The organism is Massilia sp. P1_C10, assembly GCF_056406475.1.
Genome location: NZ_JBFUAC010000002.1, coordinates 530,805 through 553,358, shown reverse-complemented (window position 1 = coordinate 553,358; position 22,554 = coordinate 530,805). Strand labels below are relative to the sequence as shown.

The following is a 22,554-nucleotide window of genomic DNA, read 5'->3' as shown; positions in this document are numbered from 1 at the left end:
TGTTGCCGGGTTCGCTGGACGAGTCGATAAGCGAGTGCTAACGTGACTCAATAGGAGGTTCACCATGTTGGAACTCAAAACGGACAGGCAGGATAGCGCCGACTATGAAGCGGATATGGTGCTGTGGTTCGAGCATCAGATCGCATTGTTGCGCCAGCGCCGCTTCACCGAGCTGGACCTGGAAAACCTGATCGAGGAACTTGAGTCCATCGTGAAACATGAGCGCAGGGCGCTGGAAAGTCGCCTCGAGGTGTTGCTGATGCACTTGCTGAAGTGCGAATTCCCGCCCGAACGCATGTCAAAGAGCTGGTTGCGCACGCTGTACGAACAACGTCGGCGGATCGAAAGAAAGCTGAAAGATAGTCCCAGCCTCGTGCCTGCACTGGCAGAGGTTGCGGAAGAGGCGTATCCGCACGCCGTTCAGCTTGCGGCCATCGAGACCGGCCTTGCGCCTTCCGCCTTCCCTGCCGCTAATCCGTATACCCTGGCCCAGCTGCGCGACGCCGGTTTCGTGCCTGGCAGCGCGGCTGGATCCGCTCCGCCCGCGCCCTGACGCCACAAACCCATTGCCAGCGCCGCCGCTTCCGCGCTATAATTGCCGGCTTTCCCTTCCCACACTCGTCTTGACGCCGAGGTGGGCTTTTGTTTTAAACGTCCCTAAGGAGTTATGCATGCGTCATTATGAAATCGTTTTTATCGTCCACCCGGACCAAAGCGAGCAAGTCCCGGCGATGATCGAACGTTACAAGGCCAGCGTCACCGCGCGCGGCGGTAACATTCATCGCGTCGAAGACTGGGGCCGTCGTCAGATGGCTTACTCGATCCAGAAGCTGCCTAAGGCACACTACATCTGCATGAACATCGAGTGCGACAACGAGACCCTGGTGGAACTCGAGACCGCATTCAAATTCAATGATGCCGTGCTGCGTCACCTCACCGTTAAGATGAAGAAGGCTGAAACCGCGCCGTCGCCGATGATGAAGTCGGTACAACGTGAAGACGCAGCCAAGAGCCACCGCACGGAAGCGCCGGCTGCCGCCGCTGCTCCAGCACCCGCCGCCGCTGCCTGATTGTTTGGGCTGGAACCTTAAGCTGGTGAAGTGAATCAACTTCAGTTTGTAGCATCGATTTCGGAGCGCGACGTATTGCGCTATACCCCGGCCGGCGTGCCGATCGTGTCCGCCACCCTGACGCATAGTTCGCAGCAGGTGGAAGCAGGGGTAGCCAGGTTGACCGAGTTTGAAATTACCGCGCTCGCCGCGGGTGAAATTTCAGGACGGTTTGCACGGGCCGAGTTGGGCGCAGTCCACCAGTTCACGGGATTTCTGGCCAAAAAGAATCGCAACAGCAAAGCGCTGGTGTTTCACATCATTGATTTCAGTGCCGCCGCCTAAGCGGGGTACTTTTTAGATACAGGAGCCTCAAATGGCATTCGGTAAAAAATTCGACAAGAACAAGCTCAAGCTTAAAGAAAAGCGCAAACAACAGAACCCACTGTTCAAGCGTAAGAAATTCTGCCGCTTCACCGCAGCAAACGTGGAGCAGGTCGACTACAAAGACGTCGACACCCTGAAGGACTTCGTCCAGGAAAACGGCAAGATCATGCCAGCACGCCTGACCGGCACCAAGGCGCACTACCAGCGCCAGGTTGACACCGCCATCAAGCGCGCACGCTACCTCGCGCTGCTGCCATACACCGACCTGCACCACGCTTAATCGCTGCAGAGAACCTGGAGAAAAATATGCAAATCATCCTGTTAGAAAAAGTCGTTAACGTCGGCAACCTCGGCGACGTCGTCAAAGTCAAAGACGGTTACGCTCGTAACTTCCTGATCCCGCAAAAGATGGCCCGCCGCGCCACCGCTTCGGCGGTCGCCGAATTTGAAGTCAAGCGCGCCGAACTGGAAAAAGCCGCCGCCGCCAAACTGGCAGCGTCGCAAGCCCAGGGCGAGAAACTGTCCGGCATGACCATCACCATCGCTCAAAAAGCGGGCGTCGATGGCCGTCTGTTCGGTTCCGTGACCAACTTCGACATCGCTGAAGCGCTGTCGAAGCAGGGTTTCGCGGTCGAGAAGGCCAATGTGCGCATGCCGACCGGCCCGCTCAAGACCGCCGGCGAGCATCCAGTCGCCGTCGCTCTGCACACCGACGTCGTGGTGGAAATCACCGTGTCCGTCGTTGGCGAAGCAGCCTAAGCAGCACGATCGGAGCGCGGGCCATGCGCCCGCGCGATGACACCATAAAGCCGGGTTATCCCGGCTTTTTTTACGTCCCTGCACGGCACTTTTTTCTCACCAATTATTGCTAGTGGGCGACCCGGAGCGGGTATAATTCGCGCCATGAATGCCCCCTCCGATCCGCAAGTCGACGCCCTCCGCATCCCCCCGCACTCGATCGAGGCGGAACAGTCCGTCATCGGCGGCCTGTTGCGCGACAACGCCGCGTGGGACCGCATCGCCGACTTCATGCATGCGGAAGACTTTTACCGCTACGACCACCGCATCATCTTCGAGCAGCTCGTCAAGCTGATCAACGCGGCCAAGCCGGCCGACGTGATCACCGTGTTCGAAGCGCTCAACAATCTCGGCAAGGCCGAGGAAGTGGGCGGCCTGCAATACCTCAACGCGATGGCGCAGAACACGCCGTCGGCGGCCAACATCCGCCGCTATGCCGAGATCGTGCGCGACCGCGGCATCCTGCGCAAGCTGATCACGACGGCCGACGAAATCTCCGGCAACGCGTTCAACCCGCAGGGCAAGGAAGTCAAGCAGATGCTCGACGAGGCCGAGTCGAAGATTTTCGCCATCGCCGAAGCCGGCTCGCGCGGCCAGCAGGGCTGGGTCGCGGTCCAGCCGCTGCTCACCCAGGTGGTCGAGCGCATCGACGAGCTGTACTCGCGCGACAACCAGAGCGAAATCACCGGCGTGCCGACCGGCTTCATCGACCTCGACCGCATGACTTCGGGCCTGCAGCCGGGCGACCTGGTGATCGTCGCCGGCCGTCCGTCGATGGGCAAGACCGCGTTCTCGGTCAACATCGGCGAGAACGTCGCGATCGACGCCGGCCTGCCGGTGGCCGTGTTCTCGATGGAGATGGGCGGCGCCCAGCTGGCCATGCGTATGCTCGGTTCGGTCGGCCAGCTTGACCAGCATCGCCTGCGCACCGGCCGCCTGCTCGACGAGGACTGGCCGCGCCTGACCCACGCGATCCAGAAAATGAACGACGCCCAGCTCTACATCGATGAGACGCCGGCGCTCAATTCGATCGAACTGCGCGCGCGCTCGCGCCGCCTGTCGCGCCAGTGCGGCAAGCTGGGACTGATCATCGTCGACTACCTGCAGCTGATGACGGGTAACCAGCCGGGCGACAACCGCGCTTCCGAGATTTCCGAAATCTCGCGCGGCCTGAAGGGCCTGGCCAAGGAACTGCATTGCCCGGTGATCGCGCTGTCGCAGCTGAACCGCTCGCTCGAGCAGCGCCCCAACAAGCGCCCGATCATGTCCGACTTGCGCGAGTCGGGCGCTATCGAGCAGGACGCCGACGTCATCATCTTCCTGTACCGCGACGAGGTCTACAACCCGGACTCGCCCGACAAGGGCACCGCGGAGATCATCATCGGCAAGCAGCGTAACGGTCCGATCGGCGCGGTGCGCCTGACCTGGATCGGCCAGTACACCAAGTTCGGCAACTACAGCGGCGGCCTGGCACTGTACCAGGGCGACTAACCAATCCGAAGGCGGCCACGCCGCGTGGACGCCTTCAGCACTTGCAGCACCCCTAACGGAGAATAATATGTTTGGACGCTTGATGCCCACCGAGGGCAAATTCTTTGACCTGTTTAACCAGCACGCCGCACTGTGCGTCAAGGGCGCCCACGAAATGGTCGGCCTGATGACCAATTTCGACGACCTGGAAAACCGCTGCCACGCCATCGAAGGCATCGAGAAGCAGGCCGACAAGATCACTTACGCCACGGTCGACATGCTGCACAAGACCTTCATCACGCCGATCGACCGCGACGACATCCACCAGCTGATCACACGCATGGACGACATCCTCGACCTGATGGAAGACGCTGCGCAGACCGTATCGCTGTACGACCTGAAGGCCGTCACGCCGGAAGCGAAGCGCCTGGCCGAACTGTCGCTGGCGTGCTGTGAAAAAGTGCAGGCCGCCGTCGGCATGCTGCACAACATGGACAACTCGCAGAAGATCGTCGCCATCTGCGAAGAGATCGACCGCCTCGAGTCGGACGCCGATCACGTGATGCGCGCCGCGATGTCCAAGCTGTTCCGCGACGAGCCGGACGTGCGCAACCTGATCAAGCTGAAAGCGATCTACGAGATCCTGGAAACCGTCACCGACCGCTGCGAAGATGTTGCCAACATCATCGAAGGCATCATCGTCGAAAACGCGTAAGCGGAAAGCCTGTACATGCAAACTCTTCACATGAGTATCTATGTGCTCGGGCTGTTGATTGCCCTGGCGCTGCTGTTCGACTTCATGAACGGTTTTCACGACGCGGCCAACGCGATCGCCACGGTGGTCTCGACCGGCGTGCTGAAGCCGCAGACCGCGGTCGCCATGGCGGCGGTGTTCAACTTCATCGCGATCTTCATTTTCGGCCTCGGCGTCGCCGCCACGGTCGGCAAGGGCACGATCGATCCGCATGTGGTCGACCAGTACGTGATCTTCGGCGCGCTGGTTGGCGCGATCATCTGGAACATCATTACCTGGTACTACGGCATTCCATCGTCGTCCTCGCACGCGCTGGTCGGCGGCCTGGTCGGCTCCGCGGTGGCCAAGGCCGGCACCGGCGCGCTGGTCGGCGGCGGCCTGCTCAAGACAGTGATCTTCATTGTCGTCTCGCCGCTGCTCGGCTTCGTATTCGGTTCGATCATCATGTTGATCGTGTCGTGGGTATTCGTGAAGTCCACGCCGCGCAAGGTCGACACCTGGTTCCGCCGCTTCCAGCTGTTCTCGGCCGCGGCATATAGCCTCGGCCACGGCGGCAACGACGCGCAGAAGACCATCGGCATCATCTGGATGCTGCTGATCTTCGCCGGCTACTCGCTGCCGACCGATCACGCGCCGCCGATGTGGGTGGTGATCTGCTGCTATACGGCGATCAGCTTCGGGACCTTGTTCGGCGGCTGGCGCATCGTCAAGACCATGGGCCAGAAGATCACCAAGCTCAAGCCGGTGGGCGGCTTCTGCGCCGAAAGTGGCGGGGCCATGACCTTGTTCATCGCCAGCGCGCTGGGCGTGCCGGTGTCGACCACCCATACCATCACTGGCGCCATCGTCGGCGTCGGCTCGGCGCAGAAGATGTCGGCGGTTCGCTGGGGCGTGGCGGGTAACATCGTGTGGGCCTGGGTCTTCACGATCCCGGCGTCGGCCTTCATGGCGGCGATCGCCTGGTGGATCGGCACCCACGCGCTGTAAGCATCGAGATTCAAGCGAAAGGGCCAGGTTCGTCGAACCCGGCCCTTTTTTATTTGCGGCCGGTGCGCTCCACCAGCTCGATCTCGAACAGCTTCGGCCAGTGCTTCCCCGTCACGAACAGGCGCTTGTGCTGCGCGTCGTAGGCAATCCCGTTCAGCACATCGTCCGGCCCCATGCCTTTCCAGCTCTTGTCGGCCAGGCCGGTCAAGTCGATCCAGCCGACCACATTGCCGCTGGCCGGGTCGATCCGCGCAATCACGTCGCTGCCCCACACGTTGGCGAACAGCTGGCCCTCGACCCATTCCAGTTCGTTCAGGCTGGCGATGGGCCGGCCTTCGGCGTTCACCTGGATGCGCCGCACTTCGGCCAGCGTCTTCGGATCGAGCACGCGGATCGCCGCGGTGCCGTCGCTCATGAACAGGTTGGCGCCGTTGGAGGTCAGGCCCCAGCCCTCGCCGGTGTAGGCGAACTTGCGCTTCATCGCGAAGGTCTTGGCGTCGAACACGAAGCCGACCTGGGTGGTCCAGGTCAGGCTGACGATCTCGTTGCCGACCGGCGCGATGCCCTCGCCGAAGAATTCGTCGGCGATGTCCTTCTTCTGCAGCACGCGGCCGGTCTCCAGCTGGACCCGGCGGATCGACGACTGGCCTTTCAGTCCGGTGCTCTCGAACAGCGCGCCGTCCTTGATGAACAGGCCCTGGGTGAACGCGCCGGTGTCGTGCGGATAGGCGTGCTTGACCATGAAAGCGTAGATCGGGATGGCGGCCTGCGCCGTTCCCGCGGCCAGCACGAGGGCGCCGGCGGCGGCGTAAGTCAGTTTTTTCAATTGGCACCTGTAGTGATGGCGGCTCGCTGCCGCTGCCAGACTCTACCTCAAAATGCGGCGCGCCGTCACCCACCGCGCCCGCCGCAATTTTGTTGATTGTCGGAACGGAAAACGGCATACTTGTGACCACTTGGACAAGATGGGCATTTTGCCAATCGTCCTTTTCCGGAACCAACGCCATGATTCGTGCAGCAATCCTCCCCTGCCTGATCGCCGCCGCAGTCAGCCTTCCGCTCGCGGCGCATGCCGCCGACCCCGGCACGCGTGCGGCGGTCGCCGATTTCAACACCTGCGCCAAGCCGGAATGGCCGAAGGACGCGCTGCGCAAGGAACAGACCGGCAAGGTCACGCTGGCCTTCCTGATCGGCGCCGACGGCCAGGTCAAGGACAGCAAGCTGAAGGCGTCGAGCGGATTTCCGCTGCTGGACGAAGCAGCCCTGAACGGCGTGATGCGCTGCAAGTTCAAACCCGCGCTGCGCGGCGGCGAGCCGGTCGAGGCGTGGATGCAAATGCAGTATGTGTGGACGCTCGAAGGAAGCCCGGCGGCAGTGAACATCGCGGCGTTGACCGAGGCGGCCAATCGCGGCGACGCGGAGGCGCAGAACAACCTGGGCCTCGCGTATGAATACGGGCGTGGCGTCAAGCGCAATATGGCCGAGGCGGTGGCGTGGTACCGCAAAGCGGCCTTGAATGGGCACGCGTGGGCCCAGTCCAACCTCGGGTTTGCCTACGCGCACGGGCGTGGCGTCGAACGCAACGACGTCGAAGCGAACGCCTGGCTGCTCAAGGCGGCCGAACAGGGCCTGGCGCGAGCGCAGGTGGGGCTTGGATTCCGCCTGATCAACGGCATCGGCGCACCGCGCGACGAAGTGGCCGCGACCGCCTGGTACCGCAAGGCCGCCGACCAGGGCGACCCGATGGGGCAGAACAATCTCGGCTACAGCTACGAACTCGGGACCGGCGTGGGGCGCGACTATGCAGAGGCGCTGCGCCTGTATCGTATCGCGGCGGCGCACGGCAACGCATACGCCGAAGAGGCGCTCGGCAACCTGTACGACAACGGGCTCGGTGTCGCGGCGGATTTGCCGACCGCGTTGGGCTGGTACTACAAGGCCGCCGCGAAAAACAATCCGCCTGGCTTGCGCAAGTTGGGCATGCTGCACGAGGCTGGCCGCGGCGTCGAAAAGAATCCGGCGATCGCGCTGGGCTACTTTGAGCGCGCCGCCGCCGATGGCGACCAGGCCGCGATGCGGCGGCTGGCCAGGGCCTATGCGTCCGGCGAGCTGGGGCTGGCGCCGGATGCCGCCATCGCAAAGCAGTGGCAGGAGCGGGCGGAGCGCGTCTACGCCACGGTCAACCGCTGACTGATTGAGATGAAAAAATCCCAGTAAATCCCAGTGGGGTCAGACCCGCTTAAAAAACGGGTTTGTCCGTCGCTGCGAATAAAAAAGTCGGCTGAACCACTTCTTTGTATTAGAAAAATCGCGTTTTTATTGAATTGGCCGATTAAAAAGCGGGTCTGACCCCGACGGTTTTATAGTGTTGAGGCGAAAAAAATCCCGCATACCGGAAAGTATGCGGGATTTTGCATCATCGCAGACTGGCCTACAGCACTTCGCTCGCGTGGTCCGCCAGGCGCGAACGCTCGCCGCGCGCCAGCGTCACATGCCCGCTGTGCGACCAGCCCTTGAAGCGGTCGACCACGTAGGTCAGGCCGCTCGAGCCTTCGGTCAGGTAGGGCGTGTCGATCTGCGCGATGTTGCCCAGGCAGAGGATTTTGGTGCCCGGACCGGCGCGCGTGACCAGCGTCTTGATCTGCTTCGGCGTCAGGTTCTGCGCCTCGTCGATGATCAGGAACTTGTTCACAAAAGTGCGGCCGCGCATGAAGTTGAGCGACTTGATCTTGATGCGCGAACGAATCAGGTCCTGCGTGGCCGCGCGGCCCCACTCGCCGCCGTCCGAATCGGACTTGTTGAGCACTTCGAGGTTGTCGTCGAAGGCGCCCATCCACGGCGACATCTTTTCTTCCTCGGTGCCCGGCAGGAAGCCGATGTCTTCGCCCACCGGCACCGTGACGCGGGTGACGATAATTTCGTTATACAGCTTGGTCTCGAGCACCTGTGCCAGCCCCGCCGCGAGCGCCAGCAGGGTCTTGCCGGTGCCGGCCTGGCCGAGCAGGGTGATGAAGTCGCATTCGGGATCCATCAGCAGGTTCAGCGCGAAGTTCTGTTCGCGGTTGCGCGCGGTCACGCCCCACACGTTGTTCTTGTTGTGGCTGAAGTCGCGCAGGGTGCGGATCACCGCCGTCTTGCCGTTCAGCTGCTTGACCTGGCCGTAGAAAGGCGCCTCGCCGTTCTTCGGTTCCATGTAGACGAACTGGTTCACCAGCAGGGACGGGATGGTCGGGCCGGTGACGCGGTAGAACGTCGACGACGCGCCGTTCTTGCTCTCCTGCCAGGACTCCATGTCCTTGCCGTTCTTGTTCCAGAAGTCGTCCGGCAGCTGCACGATGCCCGAATACAGCAGGTCGGTGTCTTCCAGCACGTGGTCGTTGAAATAATCCTCGGCCGGCAGGCCCAGCGCGCGCGCCTTGATGCGCATGTTGATGTCTTTCGACACCAGCACGATGGCGCGGCCCGGCAGCTCGCTCTCGAGGTTGCGCACGACGCCCAGGATCTGGTTGTCGGCCTTGCCGACCGGCAGGCCTTCCGGCAAGGTCGGACCGCTCTGCAGGCGCGTCTGGAAGAACAGGCGGCCCTTGGCGTCCTTGTTGCCCAGCTTGTTGAGCGGGATGCCTTTTTCGATCGCGTCGTCGTCGATGTTGGCGATCAGCGCGTCGAGCGTGCGCGACACCTGGCGGGCGTTGCGCGCCACTTCCGACATGCCTTTCTTGTGATCGTCGAGTTCCTCGAGCGTCATCATCGGCAGGTAGACGTCGTGCTCCTCGAAGCGGAACAGCGACGTCGGGTCATGCATCAGCACGTTGGTGTCGAGCACGAACATCTTGGTGGTGCCGCTCTTGTCGGCCAGGCGGCTGGTCGACGACTTGATGACCGCCTCGACCGGCTTGTGCTTGGCCGGATGCGGCGCGCCGCGTTCGTTGTCGACCGGCTGCGGCGCGCGCGCGAGCGGCGCCGCCACGGCGGCGATCGGCGTCACGGCGGCCACCGGCGCCTTCTTGCGCGCGGCCGGCTTCGGCGCGGCCACGGCCTTGCCGCTGATCAGGTCTTCGACCGGATCGAGCGGGGCGGCGGCGACCGCAGGGGCCGGCACGGCGCGCATGGCGCCCTTGCGCGGTTCGGCTTTCGGGTAATCTTTGGCCAGCAGCAGCGCGGCTGGCTTGGTCGGAATTTTTGGCAGTGGCATCAGGGTCTCAATCTAAAAAAGTTCCGAAGGACAGCGCGGCGGCGAATGCAAGCGGGGCTTGCACGACGCGGTCGGCGCGGCCTGGTCGAAGGATGGGAGAGTGGCGCTGGACAGCTCCGGCACGGTTGCCGGCCTGGCGGCGCGCCAGATCAAGATGATGCGAAGTGAAAAAGCGGTGACTCAAAATGGGCGGCGGCAATCGACGTTTTACAGCAGGGTTGATCGACGAGGAGCCATCCTTGCTAAGGCTGGCTCTTCACAAACTCCAGCACTTCATCGGCGTGCTCTGCAACCTTCACGCCACGCCATTCTTTCACCAATTTGCCCTCAGCGTCAACGATAAACGTGCTGCGTTCGATGCCGCGAACTTGCTTACCGTACATATTCTTCATCTTCATGACGCCGAACTGCTGGCAGACCAGTTCTTCCGGGTCGGAAATGAGCTCGAACGGCAGTCCCAGCTTCGATTTGAAGCCTTCGTGCGAGCGCAGCGAATCGCGGCTGATGCCGTAGATTTCGGTGCCGGCCGCGGCGAACTGCTCGTGCAGCTCGCGAAATGCGATGCTTTCGGTGGTGCAGCCTGGCGTGTTGTCCTTCGGATAGAAGTACAGCACGGTGTAGCGCGCGGGGCGCCCGGCCAGCTGGAACGTCTTGTCGCTGGTCATGGCGGCGGAAAAATCGGTGAAGCTTGCGGTCGATGGGCTGTCAGCCACGGTGTTCTCCTGGACGCGCTGCGATCGGGGCGGGCACGATCAGTTCGCCTGATCGGCCCGGCACTTCGCCCCAGCTGACCGGATAGTCGGGCAGGGGCAGGTCCTTCACTTTCTGGTAGTAGTCGGCCATCGACGCCAGCTGGTAGCCCTGGGCCTTCCAGCCGTTCAACAGCTCTTCGAAGATGGGGGCCAGTTTCTGGCCTTCAAGCTCGGCGTGCAGGGTGTAGACGTGGTCGCGGCGGTACGGCGCTCCGGCGGCGCCGGCGGTCAGCTTGAGCAGGTGGGCGGCGATGTTGCGCGTGGTGATGGTCACGCCGTCGATGGTGCGGCCCAGCAGCTCGTCGAGCGTCGGCAGCGTGGTCGGCAGCTGGATGCAGCGCGTGCCCTGCACGCGGTACGGGCCGATGTCCGGATCCTTCAGCGAGCCGTCTTCGTTCAGCAGCGCGCGCCCGTCCGACGCGTAGGCGTAGCCGGCCGCGTCGTGTTCGGCGAAGGCGAAATTGTTCATCTGCCAGCCGGCCGCGCCGTGGGTGTGCGGCGAAATGCCGAACACGTAGCGGAAGCGGTCTTCGGCGCGCCGCATCACGTGCGAGGTCCAGCCGGCGCCGCGTTCGCGCACATGGTCCTGCCACACCACGTGGTCCCAGGTGTGGATGCCGCACTCGAAGCCGGCGTGCGCGACCTTGCGCAGCTCGTCGATGCAGCGGCGGCCGATGTCCGGGCCGGGCAGCATGACGCCGTACATCAGCGTCTTGAAGCCGTAATGTTCCAGCACCGAGGTGCGCGAGACTTTCTTGAAGAAGCCGGGCCGGAAAGCGCGGCGCAGGGCCCAGCCGGTGTGGTCCGGGCCGAGCGAAAACAGGAAGGTGGCGTGGGCGCCGTGATCGCTCAGCATGCGCACCAGGTTCGGCACGCCTTCGCGCGTGCCGCGATAGGTGTCGACGTCGATCTTGAGCGTCAGCAGCGGGCCCTGGTTGTTGGAGGTGGGTTCGGTCAAATCGTCAGTCCATCAAGGCTTTGGCTTCGGCGACCTGGCCGCGGTAGGCGTCGAAAATGCCGCGCAGCGCGTCGGCCATCGTCACCTGCGGTTTCCAGCCCAGTTCGGATATCGTGTTGTCGATCTTCGGCACGCGGTTCTGCACGTCCTGGTAGCCCTTGCCGTAGTAGGCGCCCGAGCTGGTCTCGACCAGCTTGACCTTGGCGGCCGAGTCGGCGTACTCCGGGTATTCCGCCGCCAGCGTCAGCATCATGCCGGCCAGTTCGCGGATCGAGTAGTTGTTGGCCGGGTTGCCGATGTTGTAGATCTTGCCGCTTGCGACACCGCCTTCGTTGGCGATGATGCGCACCAGCGCGTCGATGCCGTCGTCGGAATAGGTGAACGAGCGTTTCTGCTCGCCGCCGTCGACCAGCTGGATGTTCTCGCCGCGCACGATGTGGCCGAGGAACTGGGTCAGCACGCGCGACGAGCCTTCCTTCGGCGTGTGGATCGAATCGAGGCCGGCGCCGATCCAGTTAAACGGACGGAACAGCGTGAAGTTCAGGCCTTCCATGCCGTAGCCCCAGATCACGCGGTCCATCAACTGCTTGGCGCAGGCGTAGATCCAGCGCGGCTTGTTGATCGGGCCGTACACCAGCGCCGAATTCTCCGGATCGAACTCGGCGTCCGGGCTCATGCCGTAGACTTCCGAAGTGGACGGGAAGATCAGGTGCTTGCCGTACTTGTGCGCCGAACGCACGATCGGCAGGTTCGCCTCGAAGTCCAGCTCGAACACGCGCAGCGGATCGGTGACGTAGGTCGACGGCGTGGCGATCGCCACCAGCGGCAGGATCACGTCGCATTTCTTGACGTGGTACTCGACCCATTCCTTGTTGATCGTGATGTCGCCTTCGAAGAAGTGCAGGCGCGATTTGAACGCATCGTTCTCGAGCAGGTCGGTGATGCGGTTAGACTGCATGTCCATGCCGTACACGTCCCAGTCGGTCGTTTCGAGGATGCGCTTGGACAGGTGGTGGCCGATGAAGCCGTTGACGCCGAGGATGAGGACTTTTTTCATGGAGTGGGCTCTTGTCTTGTTAGGCCGTCAGGCGCTCTTGCAGCTGCGCCGGCGTGACGGGAACGCCATCGGCGAGCAGGCTTGAAATTGCCAGCAGGCGGCCGTCGCCGCACACACCGACGACGCGATTATCCACCACAGCCAGCCCGGGTGGCAAATCGACCGGCGCGCTGCGGGAAAGCCGTGCACGTTCGATAACATAACGCTGGCCGCCGGCGTCGGTGAAGGCGCCGGGGTAGGGCGGCGCCACCGCCCGGTGCAGGTTGTAGACCTGCTGCGCCGGCAGGGTCCAGTCGATGCGGCCGTCTTCCGGCTTGCGCCCGCCGAAGTAGCCGCCCTGCCGCAGGTCGTTGACGGTGCGCGGCGCGGTGCCATCGAGCAGCGCGGGCAGCACGCGCCACAGGCATTGTTCGGCCGCGACGGTGACCTTGCCGAACACCTCGAACGCAGTGTCGTCGGGCAGGATCGGCACGGCGCTTTGCGCAACGATGGCGCCGGCGTCCGGCTTGACCGTCATCTCGTGCAGGGTGGCGCCGGTCTCGCAGGCGCCGTGCAGCACCGCCCAGTTGACCGGCGCGCGGCCGCGGTACTGCGGCAGCAGCGAGCCGTGCATGTTGAACGCGGGCGCCACCGCCAGCAGCGCGGCCGGCAGCATGTTGCGGTAGTAGAAGCTGAACATCAGGTCCGGCTTGCAGGCTTCGACCTGCGCCAGCAGCCCGGGCGAATTCGCGTCGCTCGGCGTGATGTAGGGGATGCCTTCGGCCTGGCACAGCGAGACCACCGATTCGAACCAGATGTTCTCGCTGGCGCTGTCCTCGTGCGTGACCACCAGCGCGACGTCGACCCCGCCGGCCAGCAGCACTTTCAGGCAGCGGACGCCGACATTATGATACGCAAAAACGACTGCGCGCTTGTTTTTTGTATCATTAACCACTAGCGGCTCACCTGGCGTTTTTCGACGGCGAGGTCGATCTGTTCATCCTTGCCCGGCACGTGCTGCAGGATGGTCTGCACCACGTAGCGCGGCCGGGCGCGCACCTGCTGGAAGATGCGGCCGACGTACTCGCCCAACAGGCCAATGCCGAACAGGATCACGCCCATGAAGAAGAAGGCGATGGCGAACAGCGTGAACACGCCTTCCGCCTCCGCGCCCATCACGAAGCGGCGAATCAGCAGCATCAGCACCAGCAGCGCCGACGCCAGGGACATCATCATGCCCAGCATCGAGAACATCTGCAGCGGCACCAGCGAGAAGCCGGTGACCAGGTCGAAATTCAGGCGGATCAGCGAGTACAGCGAATACTTCGATTCGCCCGCCGCGCGTTCCTCGTGCTCGACGGTGATCTCGGTCGGCTTGCGCGCGAACTTGTAGGCCAGCGCCGGCACGAAGGTATTCACCTCGCCGCACTGGTTGACCAGGTCGATCACGTTGCGCCCGTAAGCGCGCAGCATGTTGCCCTGGTCGGTGATCTTGATGTTGGTGATGCGCTCGCGCAGCCGGTTCATGGCCTTCGAGGCGATCGTGCGCCACGCCGAATCCTGGCGCTTGCGGCGGATCGAGCCGACGTAGTCGTACCCTTCGCGCATCTTCTCGACCAGCTTGTGGATTTCCTCCGGCGGATTCTGCAGGTCGGCGTCGAGCGTGACGGTGATCTCGCCGCGGGTCGCTTCGAAGCCCGCCAGGATCGCCATGTGCTGGCCGTAGTTACCGTTGAACAGGACCACGCGCGTGACGTCCGGGCGCGCGCGGAACTGCTCGGCCAGGATCGCCACCGAGTTGTCGCGGCTGCCGTCGTTGACGAACACGATCTCGTAGGGGATGCCGATCTTGTCGAGCGCCGGGTACAGGCGCGCGAACAGCGAGGCCAGTCCCGCCTCTTCGTTGTAGATCGGGATGACGACCGACAGTTCCGGTTTCAGTGCGTCGAGATTCATTTCGCCAGCACCGCGTTGACCGCGCCGACCACGCGCTCGACGTCCGCCTTGGTCATCGCCGCGAATATCGGCAGGGTGACGGTCAGGCGCCCGATGCGCTCGGACTCGGGGAACATCCCCTCGTGGAAGCCGCGCTCGCGGTACATCGTAAACAGGTGGATCGCCGCGTAATGAAAGCCGGTGGCGATGTTGTGCTCATTCTTCAGCGCCGTCATGAAATCGGCGCGCGTGTTCGGGCCGCGGTCCGGCAGGATGATCTGGAACAGGTGCCAGTTCGACGTGTCGAAAGCCTGCACCGGCAGCTGGGCGCCGGTGCGCGCTTCGAAGTCGGCGCCGAAGGTGTCGAAGTAGTGATGCGCCAGTTCCGCGCGATGCGCGGTGACGGCGTCGATGGTCTTCATCTGGCCAAGGCCGATCGCCGCGGCGATGTCGGTCATGTTGTATTTGCCGCCCAGGACATCGACGTCGATGCCGTCCACGCCGGAGCGGGTCACGCCCTGCAGGCGGTACTTCTCGGCCAGCACGGCTTCTTCAGGCGTGTTCATGACCAGGCAGCCGCCTTCGCCGGTGGTCAAATTCTTGTTGACCTGGAAGCTGAACGAGACGAAGTCGCCGAACGCGCCGATGCGCTGGCCTTTCCAGGTCGAGCCGAAGGCCTGGGCCGCGTCTTCGACCACGCGCAGATTGTGCTTTTTGGCGATCGCGTACAGGCGGTCCATGTCGACCGGCAGGCCGGCCAGGTAGACCGGGATGATGGCGCGGGTGCGCGGGGTGATCGCCGCTTCCACCTTATCGAGGTCGATGTTGCGCGTGACCGGGTCGATGTCGGCGAACACCGGCGTGGCGCCCACTTCCAGGATGACGTTGGCGGTGGCGACCCAGGAGATCGGGGTGGTGATCACTTCGTCGCCCGGACCGATGCCGGCGATCCGCAGCGCGATCTCCATCGTGCAGGTGCCAGAATTGTAGGTGCGCACCGGGCGCCCGCCGAAGTACGCGGACAGCTGGGCCTCGAACTCCGCCACTTTCGGGCCGCCATTGGTCAGCCATCCGGAGCGCAGCACGTCGCCGACCATGGCGATCGTTTCTTCGTCGATGGTCGGTTTTGAAAAGGGCAGGAACGGCAAAGGGGCGGTCATTGATTTCTCTTATTAAATTGTTATTGCTGACACGTCAAGGCGTGCCAAAAGCGCATTCTATCAGCGTTAGGTACGCGAAAGCAGCACCACGCCAAGCAGGATCACGGCCATCGCGCCGATGCGCTGCAGCGTGACGGCCTCGCCCAGGAACATCCAGGCGCCGACCGCGCTGACGACGTAGCCGAGCGAGAGCATCGGGTAGGCGATCGTCACGTCCGTGCGCGACAGGCCCATGATCCACACCAGCAGCGAGATCACGTAGCAGGCCAGGCCGGCCAGGATCGGCAGCTGGGAAAACACCTTCACGCCGGTGGAGAACCAGTTCTGCGCGTTGACGTGAATGACGCCGAGCGCGTTGGTGCCGGCCTTGAGCAGCAGCTGGGCGGCGGCGTTGAGCAGCACGCCGGTGATGATGAAAGCGAAAGCGGATAGGTTCATGGTGTCTTTACGTCGTTGGCGATGATGGTGCGGCGCGAATCCCGCGCCACGATGCGCACCGGGACGCCTTTCTGTTGGAGGTCCTTGACGATGTCGGCGCGTATGATCGCCACGTCGCGCACGCCGGCGGCGGCGTCGCGGGTCCACTGCTCGACGAACTTGTCGACGGTCGGAATGGCCAGCGCCGGCTGCTGTTCCAGCCCAAAGGTGAATTCGTCCAGGTAGTCGACCAGGATGACCGGGCGGCGCAGGTAGAACGTCAGCGACTGCTCATAGGTCCCGACCGAATAGATCCTGGTGTCCGGCTTCAGTTCGGCCTGGATGGCCGGCAGCAGCCTGGTGCCGGCGCGGCCCTGGCCGAGCGGCTCGAAGCCGGGAATCAGGAGGGCCCAGGTGGCAAATCCGGCGATCGCCAGGGTGACGACGAACAGGTCGCGCTGCATCTGGCGCGCGTAAATGAAGGCGAGGCCGCCGCCGGCCAGCGCGACGAAGCCGCTGGCGAGCACCCACGGCTGGAACGCCTGGTACAGCACCGACTCGCCGGAGTGGCCGGACATCTTTGGCAGGAAGGGCACGGTCGCCAGCAGCGCGACGCCGATCAGCGACAGCAGGACAGCCGTCACTGCGCGGCTGGTGCGTGTGCCGGCTTCAAGGTAGTTCGCCGCCAGCAGCGCCAGGGCGGGGAATATCGGCAGGATGTAGCCGGGCAGCTTGGAGTTCGACTTGGTGAAGAACAGGATGATGAACACGGCCCACACCAACGCCATCAGGCGCGGGCGGAACTGGCCCGCTTCGCGCTGGGCGCCCAGCTTCAGGCTCTGGAACAGGATGCCGACCCACGGCGCCATGCCCGCAACGGCCAGCACGAAGAAGGTATACCAGGCCTGCTCGCGGTGATGCTCGGTCTTGAAGTAGCGGTCCCAGTGTTCGTGGATGAAGAAGAAGTGCGGCTGCTCGGGATTGCGCATTGCGACCAGCACGAACCACGGCGCGGCGATGGCGAGGAACAGCAGCAGTCCCTTGACCAGGTGCAGGCGGGTCCACAGCTTCCAGTCGCGCGTGATCAGCGTGTAGACCACCAGCACGCCGCCCGGCAGCACCAGGCCGATCAGGCCTTTTGCGAGCACCGCCAGCGCCATGCCGGCCCAGCAAACCAGCATCCAGTTGCGCCGTTCGGCGGGCGTGGCGGCGTCGCGCTGGGCGATCAGCAGAGCGCACAGCGAAATCGTCATCATGCCGGACAGGCTCATATCGAGCGAATCGATCTGGCTGCAGGCGGCCCAGTAGAAGCACGATCCCAGCACCAGCGCGGCGTAGAAGCCGATGCGGCGGCCGAACACCCTGGCGCCGGCGTAACCGGTCAGGGCCACGCCGCCGATGCCGCACAGGCCAGTCCACAGGCGCGCCTGCCAGTCGCCCAGCCCGAACAGGGTGAACGACAGCGCGTTCATCCAGGTCTGCAGCGGCGGCTTCTCGAAGTACTTGATGCCGTTCAGGCGCGTGGTGACCCAGTCGCCGCTGGCGAACATCTCGCGCGCCATCTCGGCGTAGCGGCCCTCGTCGGGCGGCACCAGGGTGCGCACGCCGAGCAGGTACAGGGTGGCGATGGCGAAGGCGGCGAACAGGCTCCAGGCGAGTTTGTTGGACAGGTGGAGTTCTTTCATCAGGCGCCCGGCGCTCCGAGGATCAGCGCCAGCGTGACCTTGCGGCCTTCGCCCATCAGGATGTTGTACGTACGGCAGGCGGCCTGGTTGTCCATGCACTCGACGCCGATGCGGCGCGACGACAGGGCCGTGACCAGGCGCGGGTGGATGAAGCGCTGCTTGTCGCCAGTGCCAAGGATGACGACGTCGGGCGATTCCACGGCGATCGCGTCGAAGTGCGCCTCCGTCAGATCCTCGAACGCGGCCACGGGCCACGGCCGCGGCGGCACTTCCGGCATCACCAATAGGCTGTAGTCAAAGGGCGCGGCGTTGATTTCGACACCGCCGTCGAAGTAGCCGGTGACGGTCTGGTATTGTTGGGTCGAGCTGGAGTGGAGCTTCATGTGCGGATATGGTTGACGCGGCAGGCAGGCCGCTTGCGGGCGTTAGCATGCCACAAACGGCAATAAAGCGCGAATTTCTCCTATCCTGCGAGCAATTCGTGCCATCGGGCAGCATGTAGCGGCCTTGGCGGTTGATTAATTCGGGCGCTTTCGGCAGAATGGGATTTTTCGCACTGCAACATAGCGCGCCACCGGACAGGGAAAAGACTTTGCGACCGATTCTGAAATCGAACAAGCTCGACGACGTGTGCTACGAGATCCGCGGCCCGGCCATGGAAAAGGCGCGCCAGATGGAGGAGGACGGCCACAAGATCATCAAGCTCAACATCGGCAACCTGGCGGTGTTCGGCTTCGACCCGCCGGACGAGATCGTCCAGGACATGATCCGGAACCTGCACGGCGCGGCCGGCTACACCGACTCGAAGGGCATGTTCGCGCCGCGCAAGGCGGTGATGCACTACACCCAGGGCAAGAAGATCGCCAACGTCAAGATCGACGACATCTACCTGGGCAACGGCGCCTCCGAGCTGATCGTGATGGCGATGAACGGCCTGCTGAACAACGGCGACGAAGTGCTGGTGCCGGCGCCCGACTACCCGCTGTGGACCGCCGCGGTCAGCCTCTCGGGCGGCAATCCGGTGCACTACGTCTGCGACGAGCAGGCCGGCTGGTTCCCCGATATCGAGGACATCCGCCGCAAGATCACCTCGAACACCAAGGCGATCGTCGTCATCAACCCGAACAACCCGACCGGCGCGCTGTACCCGCGCGAGGTGCTGCTCGAGATCATCGAACTGGCGCGCCAGCACCAGCTGATCATCTACGCCGACGAAATCTACGACAAGACTTTATATGACGGCGAGGAGCACGAGTCGATCGCCGCGCTGGCCGACGACGTGCTGTTCGTGACCCTGAACGGCCTGTCGAAGAACTACCGCTCGTGCGGCTACCGCGCCGGCTGGATGGTGGTGTCGGGCGAGAAGCGCCACGCCAAGGACTACATCGACGGCCTGAACATGCTCGCCTCGATGCGCCTGTGCGCCAACGCGCCGGGCCAGTTCGCGATCCAGACCGCGCTGGGCGGCTACCAGAGCATCGCCGACCTGGTCGGCCCGGGCGGGCGCCTGCTCAAGCAGCGCGACCTTGCGCACAAACTGTTAACCGATATACCGGGCGTTACCTGCGTCAAGCCAAAAGCTGCGCTGTACATGTTCCCGCGCCTCGACCCCGCGATGTATCCGATCGCGGACGACCAGCAGTTCGCCTGCGACCTGCTGTCCGAGGAAAAAGTCCTGATCGTGCAGGGCACGGGATTCAACTGGATCGCGCCGGACCATTTCCGGCTGGTGTTCCTGCCGAACTCCGATGACCTGACCGATGCATGCGGCCGCATCGCCCGCTACCTCGATGGCTACCGCCGGAGGCACGGGCGCGGCTGAAACCCCTCACCGTCAAAGAATATGAAACCCATCAAAGTAGGCCTGCTAGGCATCGGCACCGTCGGTGCGGGCACATTCCACGTCCTGAAACGCAACCAGGAAGAGATCCGGCGCCGCGCCGGCCGCGGCATCGAGATCGCCATGGTCGCCGCGCGCAATACCGAGCGCGCCGGCAGCCTGGTCGAAGGCCAGTGCCAGGTCGTCGGCGACCCGTTCGCCGTGGTCGACCATCCCGACATCGACATCGTCGTCGAACTGATAGGCGGCTACGAGCTGCCGTACGAACTGGTGATGCGCGCCATCGCCAACGGCAAGCACGTCGTCACCGCCAACAAGGCGCTGCTGGCGCTGCACGGCAACGAGATTTTCGCCGCCGCGCAGGAGAAGGGCGTGATGGTCGCGTTCGAGGCCGCGGTGGCCGGCGGCATCCCGATCATCAAGGCGCTGCGCGAAGGCCTGACCGCCAACCGGATCGAATCGGTGTGCGGCATCATCAACGGCACCACCAACTTCATCCTGTCCGAAATGCGCGACAAGGGGCTCGACTTTTCGACCGCGCTGGCGCAGGCGCAGGGACTGGGCTACGCCGAAGCCGATCCGACCTTCGACATCGAAGGCGTCGACGCGGCGCACAAGCTGACGATCATGTCGGCGATCGCGTTCGGGATCCCGGTGCAGTTCGACAAGGCGCACATCGAAGGCATCAGCAAGCTCGAAGCGGTCGACATCAAGTACGCCGAGCAGCTGGGCTACCGCATCAAGCTGCTGGGGATCACGCGGCGCACGGTGATCGACGGCGTCGAAGGCATCGAACTGCGCGTGCACCCGACCCTGATCCCGGCCAAGCGGCTGATCGCCAACGTCGAAGGCGCGATGAACGCGGTGCTGGTGCAGGCCGATGCGGTCGGCGCCACGCTCTACTACGGCAAGGGCGCCGGCGCCGAGCCGACCGCGTCGTCGGTGATCGCCGACCTGGTCGACATCACCCGCCTGGCCACCGCCGATCCCGAGTACCGCGTGCCGCACCTGGCGTTCCAGCCGAACCAGATGACCGACGTCGCGATCTGGCCCATGTCCGAGATCAACACTAGCTACTACCTGCGCGTGTACGTGAAGAACCGCTTGGGCGTGATGGCGGACCTGACGCGGATCCTGGCGGACGCGCGGATCTCGATCGACGCGGTGCTGCAGAAGGAGCCGGCGGAAGGGGCGACGCGACTCGACATCATCATGCTGACGCACCAGACGCGCGAGAAGAACATCGACGCGGCGATCGAGAAGATCGAAGCGCTGGAGACGGTGGTAGGCAATGTGACGCGCATCCGCCTCGAAAGCCTGAGCTGACCTGCGGCCGCCGCTAACCCGGGGGTCAGGTCCGTCGGACCTGACCCCAGACCGTGGTCAGCGGCGCCGGCCAATCACCCATTGTTATCATCAGCGCGCCTGCTTCGCGGCGCCTGCAGCAGGAATTCATCGGAAAACTCATCGACCGGCTGACAGGGCGGGGCGTCGTCGTCGTGCTCCAGGTCGACGCTGATCAGCGCGCGCAGTTCCTGGTCCTCGTCCTCCGGACCAAGCGTGTCCGGCGCGATCAAATTGTCATTTGGCGTTTTCATCCGGCGATTCTACGCGCCTCGCGCCGCGCCGAAACTCCCGGCCCGCGCGACCTTTGAGCCTACTCAACGCCCTATGGCGCAGCGGAATCTTGTTGCCGCGCAGGCGGAAAGCCGACGCTGATTCTCAGCCCGCGGCCGTCGGCCCCCTCCGACAGCGTGATGCCGGCCCCGTGCAGCATCGCAATGTCGCGCACGATCGCCAGCCCGAGCCCGGTGCCGTCCTGGTTGGTCGCCAGCGATGCGCTGGAACGGTAGAACGGCCGGAACACCTTTTCGCGCTCGGCCTCGGCGATCCCTTCGCCGCTGTCCTCCACCTGCAGCAGCGCGCCCGACGGCGTCGCCCGCACGCGCAGGATCACGTGGCCGCCGGCCGGCGTGTAGCGGATCGCGTTGTCGACCAGGTTGCTGACCATCTCGTGCAGCATCAGCGACTGGCCGTCGACCAGCACCTCGCCTGCCGCTTCCAGCGACAGGTCGATCTTCTTCTGCACCGCCGGCAGCGCCAGCTCCAGCGCGACCTGGTGCACGATCTGCGTCAGCGACACGGGCGCCAGCGCCGCCGCTTCGCTGCCATGCTCGATGCGCGCCAGCGTCAGCAGCCGGTTGGCCAGGTGGACGGTCGAATCGGTGGTCGCCGCGATCGACGCGACGATGGAGCGCATCGCGTGCACGTCGTTCTCGCGCAGCGCCAGCTCGGCCTGGGTCTTGAGCACCGTCAGCGGCGTGCGCAGCTGGTGCGAGGCGTCGGCGATGAAGCGGCGCTGGCCGGCGATCAGCTTCTGCATGCGGCTCATGGTGGTGTTCATCGCGGCCACCAGCGGCCGCACTTCGCGGTGCACCAGCGCCGGGTCGACGTCCGACAGGTCGCGCACCTCGCGCCGCTCGACCTCGTTTTTCAGGCGCATCAGCGGCGCCAGCACCAGCCGCACCGCGAACCACACCAGCGCGGCCACGGCCAGCAGCATCGCGCCCTGACGCAGCAGCGTGTCGAACAGGATCTTGCGCGACAGGCCGCGGCGCGCCTCCATCGTCTCGCCGACCTGGATCAGGGCGATGCCGCGCATCGAATCGTCGAACACCGGCTGCAGCAGCGCGGCGATGCGCACCGGCTCGCCGTTGTAGTCGGCCTTGTAGAAGCGCACCAGCGCGGGATAGGCTTCCGAGCGCGGCACGTTGGCCGGCACCGGCGGCAGGTCGCCGAAGCCGGACACCGTCTCGCCTTTGAGGCCGGTGACCTTGTAGTAGATGCGGCCCAGGGTGTCGGTCTCAAAGCTGTCGAGCGCGACGTAGGGCACGTCGGCGACCACCTTGCCGTCCTTGATCGAGACCCGTTCTGCCAGCGCCCGCGTCGATGCCAGCAGCGAGCGGTCGTAGGCCAGGTCGGCCGCGTCGATGCCGTTGTTGTAAGCCGAGATCGTGTTGACCGCCACCAGCAGCACCAGCGGCACCAGCAGCCAGCGCAGCAGCTGGCTGCGCAGGCTGCCGAGCGGCGTGGCGGCTAGCCGCCGCTGCAGCAGGGTGGCCAGCGGCGCCATG

General features: G+C 64.2%; 24 protein-coding genes. 11 read left to right on the top strand and 13 right to left on the bottom strand.

Translation table 11 applies throughout. From position 1 onward, the window contains the following. The first annotated feature begins 64 nt into the window (after positions 1 to 64). The 8 genes from AC1D02_RS06855 (at position 65) to AC1D02_RS06820 (ending at position 5,445) form a co-directional block, all read left to right on the top strand. Positions 65 to 553 carry a DUF29 domain-containing protein gene (locus AC1D02_RS06855; protein ID WP_477315042.1) on the top strand — a complete coding sequence of 163 codons (489 nt, stop codon included), beginning with the start codon at positions 65 to 67 and terminating at the stop codon, positions 551 to 553. Between the two features lie 118 nt (positions 554 to 671). Beyond that, complete coding sequence (rpsF, locus tag AC1D02_RS06850) at positions 672 to 1,070, top strand: 30S ribosomal protein S6 (RefSeq protein WP_477315040.1); 399 nt, start codon at positions 672 to 674, stop codon at positions 1,068 to 1,070. 30 nt (positions 1,071 to 1,100) lie between these two features. Continuing rightward, a complete protein-coding gene (priB, locus tag AC1D02_RS06845; RefSeq protein ID WP_477315038.1) occupies positions 1,101 to 1,394 on the top strand; it encodes a primosomal replication protein N in 294 nt (97 codons plus the stop codon). A 31-nt stretch (positions 1,395 to 1,425) separates the two neighbouring features. Further along, on the top strand, positions 1,426 to 1,716 hold the full coding sequence (gene rpsR, locus AC1D02_RS06840; RefSeq protein WP_008450941.1) for a 30S ribosomal protein S18: 291 nt from the start codon (positions 1,426 to 1,428) through the stop codon (positions 1,714 to 1,716). Positions 1,717 to 1,742: 26 nt separating this feature from the next. Then, on the top strand, positions 1,743 to 2,195 hold the full coding sequence (gene rplI / locus AC1D02_RS06835; protein ID WP_477315035.1) for a 50S ribosomal protein L9: 453 nt from the start codon (positions 1,743 to 1,745) through the stop codon (positions 2,193 to 2,195). Positions 2,196 to 2,339: 144 nt separating this feature from the next. Beyond that, positions 2,340 to 3,725: a replicative DNA helicase gene (locus tag AC1D02_RS06830; RefSeq protein ID WP_477315033.1), complete on the top strand. Its 1,386-nt coding sequence runs from the start codon at positions 2,340 to 2,342 to the stop codon at positions 3,723 to 3,725. A 67-nt stretch (positions 3,726 to 3,792) separates the two neighbouring features. Next, positions 3,793 to 4,419, top strand: coding sequence for a DUF47 domain-containing protein (locus AC1D02_RS06825; protein WP_477315031.1), 627 nt, complete (start codon positions 3,793 to 3,795; stop codon positions 4,417 to 4,419). A 15-nt stretch (positions 4,420 to 4,434) separates the two neighbouring features. Beyond that, positions 4,435 to 5,445, top strand: a complete 1,011-nt coding sequence (locus AC1D02_RS06820; RefSeq protein ID WP_477315029.1) for an inorganic phosphate transporter — start codon at positions 4,435 to 4,437, stop codon at positions 5,443 to 5,445. A 49-nt stretch (positions 5,446 to 5,494) separates the two neighbouring features. On the opposite strand, the gene AC1D02_RS06815 is transcribed toward AC1D02_RS06820, so the two are convergent. After that, entirely contained in the window at positions 5,495 to 6,271 is a 777-nt protein-coding gene (locus tag AC1D02_RS06815; protein ID WP_477315027.1) for a glutaminyl-peptide cyclotransferase, read from the bottom strand. Between the two features lie 179 nt (positions 6,272 to 6,450). Here AC1D02_RS06815 and AC1D02_RS06810 point away from each other — a divergent pair, with 179 nt between their 5' ends. Beyond that, positions 6,451 to 7,635 carry a TonB family protein gene (locus AC1D02_RS06810; RefSeq protein WP_477315025.1) on the top strand — a complete coding sequence of 395 codons (1,185 nt, stop codon included), beginning with the start codon at positions 6,451 to 6,453 and terminating at the stop codon, positions 7,633 to 7,635. Positions 7,636 to 7,876: 241 nt separating this feature from the next. On the opposite strand, the gene AC1D02_RS06805 is transcribed toward AC1D02_RS06810, so the two are convergent. The 10 genes from AC1D02_RS06805 to AC1D02_RS06760 form a co-directional block, all read right to left on the bottom strand. Continuing rightward, a complete protein-coding gene (locus tag AC1D02_RS06805; protein ID WP_477315023.1) occupies positions 7,877 to 9,637 on the bottom strand; it encodes a PhoH family protein in 1,761 nt (586 codons plus the stop codon). A 242-nt stretch (positions 9,638 to 9,879) separates the two neighbouring features. Then, positions 9,880 to 10,350 (bottom strand): peroxiredoxin, encoded by a 471-nt coding sequence (locus AC1D02_RS06800; RefSeq protein ID WP_477315021.1) that lies wholly within the window; start codon positions 10,348 to 10,350, stop codon positions 9,880 to 9,882. Further along, on the bottom strand, positions 10,343 to 11,347 hold the full coding sequence (locus tag AC1D02_RS06795; protein ID WP_477315019.1) for a polysaccharide deacetylase family protein: 1,005 nt from the start codon (positions 11,345 to 11,347) through the stop codon (positions 10,343 to 10,345). Before AC1D02_RS06795 ends, AC1D02_RS06800 begins: the two co-directional genes overlap by 8 nt. Positions 11,348 to 11,351: 4 nt before the next feature. After that, positions 11,352 to 12,404 (bottom strand): bifunctional UDP-4-keto-pentose/UDP-xylose synthase, encoded by a 1,053-nt coding sequence (locus AC1D02_RS06790; RefSeq protein WP_477315017.1) that lies wholly within the window; start codon positions 12,402 to 12,404, stop codon positions 11,352 to 11,354. 19 nt (positions 12,405 to 12,423) lie between these two features. Beyond that, positions 12,424 to 13,338 (bottom strand): formyltransferase, encoded by a 915-nt coding sequence (locus tag AC1D02_RS06785; RefSeq protein ID WP_477315015.1) that lies wholly within the window; start codon positions 13,336 to 13,338, stop codon positions 12,424 to 12,426. Then, on the bottom strand, positions 13,338 to 14,339 hold the full coding sequence (locus AC1D02_RS06780) for a glycosyltransferase (RefSeq protein ID WP_477315013.1): 1,002 nt from the start codon (positions 14,337 to 14,339) through the stop codon (positions 13,338 to 13,340). Before AC1D02_RS06780 ends, AC1D02_RS06785 begins: the two co-directional genes overlap by 1 nt. Continuing rightward, complete coding sequence (locus AC1D02_RS06775; RefSeq protein WP_477315011.1) at positions 14,336 to 15,478, bottom strand: DegT/DnrJ/EryC1/StrS family aminotransferase; 1,143 nt, start codon at positions 15,476 to 15,478, stop codon at positions 14,336 to 14,338. Before AC1D02_RS06775 ends, AC1D02_RS06780 begins: the two co-directional genes overlap by 4 nt. Positions 15,479 to 15,544: 66 nt before the next feature. After that, positions 15,545 to 15,916, bottom strand: coding sequence for a DMT family transporter (locus tag AC1D02_RS06770; protein ID WP_477315009.1), 372 nt, complete (start codon positions 15,914 to 15,916; stop codon positions 15,545 to 15,547). Beyond that, complete coding sequence (locus tag AC1D02_RS06765) at positions 15,913 to 17,580, bottom strand: phospholipid carrier-dependent glycosyltransferase (RefSeq protein WP_477315007.1); 1,668 nt, start codon at positions 17,578 to 17,580, stop codon at positions 15,913 to 15,915. The genes AC1D02_RS06770 and AC1D02_RS06765 overlap by 4 nt, the downstream gene beginning before the upstream one ends. Then, positions 17,580 to 17,963, bottom strand: a complete 384-nt coding sequence (locus AC1D02_RS06760) for an Mth938-like domain-containing protein (protein ID WP_477315005.1) — start codon at positions 17,961 to 17,963, stop codon at positions 17,580 to 17,582. The genes AC1D02_RS06765 and AC1D02_RS06760 overlap by 1 nt, the downstream gene beginning before the upstream one ends. Positions 17,964 to 18,172: 209 nt before the next feature. Between AC1D02_RS06760 and AC1D02_RS06755 the strand changes: the two genes are divergently transcribed. Both AC1D02_RS06755 and AC1D02_RS06750 read left to right on the top strand, forming a co-directional pair. After that, the gene (locus tag AC1D02_RS06755; RefSeq protein WP_477315003.1) at positions 18,173 to 19,402 is read left to right on the top strand and encodes a pyridoxal phosphate-dependent aminotransferase; all 1,230 of its coding nucleotides are present in this window, start codon (positions 18,173 to 18,175) and stop codon (positions 19,400 to 19,402) included. 21 nt (positions 19,403 to 19,423) lie between these two features. After that, a complete protein-coding gene (locus AC1D02_RS06750; protein ID WP_477315001.1) occupies positions 19,424 to 20,746 on the top strand; it encodes a homoserine dehydrogenase in 1,323 nt (440 codons plus the stop codon). 74 nt (positions 20,747 to 20,820) lie between these two features. On the opposite strand, the gene AC1D02_RS06745 is transcribed toward AC1D02_RS06750, so the two are convergent. Both AC1D02_RS06745 and AC1D02_RS06740 read right to left on the bottom strand, forming a co-directional pair. Next, complete coding sequence (locus tag AC1D02_RS06745) at positions 20,821 to 21,018, bottom strand: hypothetical protein (RefSeq protein ID WP_477314999.1); 198 nt, start codon at positions 21,016 to 21,018, stop codon at positions 20,821 to 20,823. A gap of 71 nt (positions 21,019 to 21,089) precedes the next feature. Continuing rightward, positions 21,090 to 22,553: a sensor histidine kinase gene (locus AC1D02_RS06740; protein ID WP_477314997.1), complete on the bottom strand. Its 1,464-nt coding sequence runs from the start codon at positions 22,551 to 22,553 to the stop codon at positions 21,090 to 21,092. Position 22,554 lies beyond the last annotated feature (1 nt).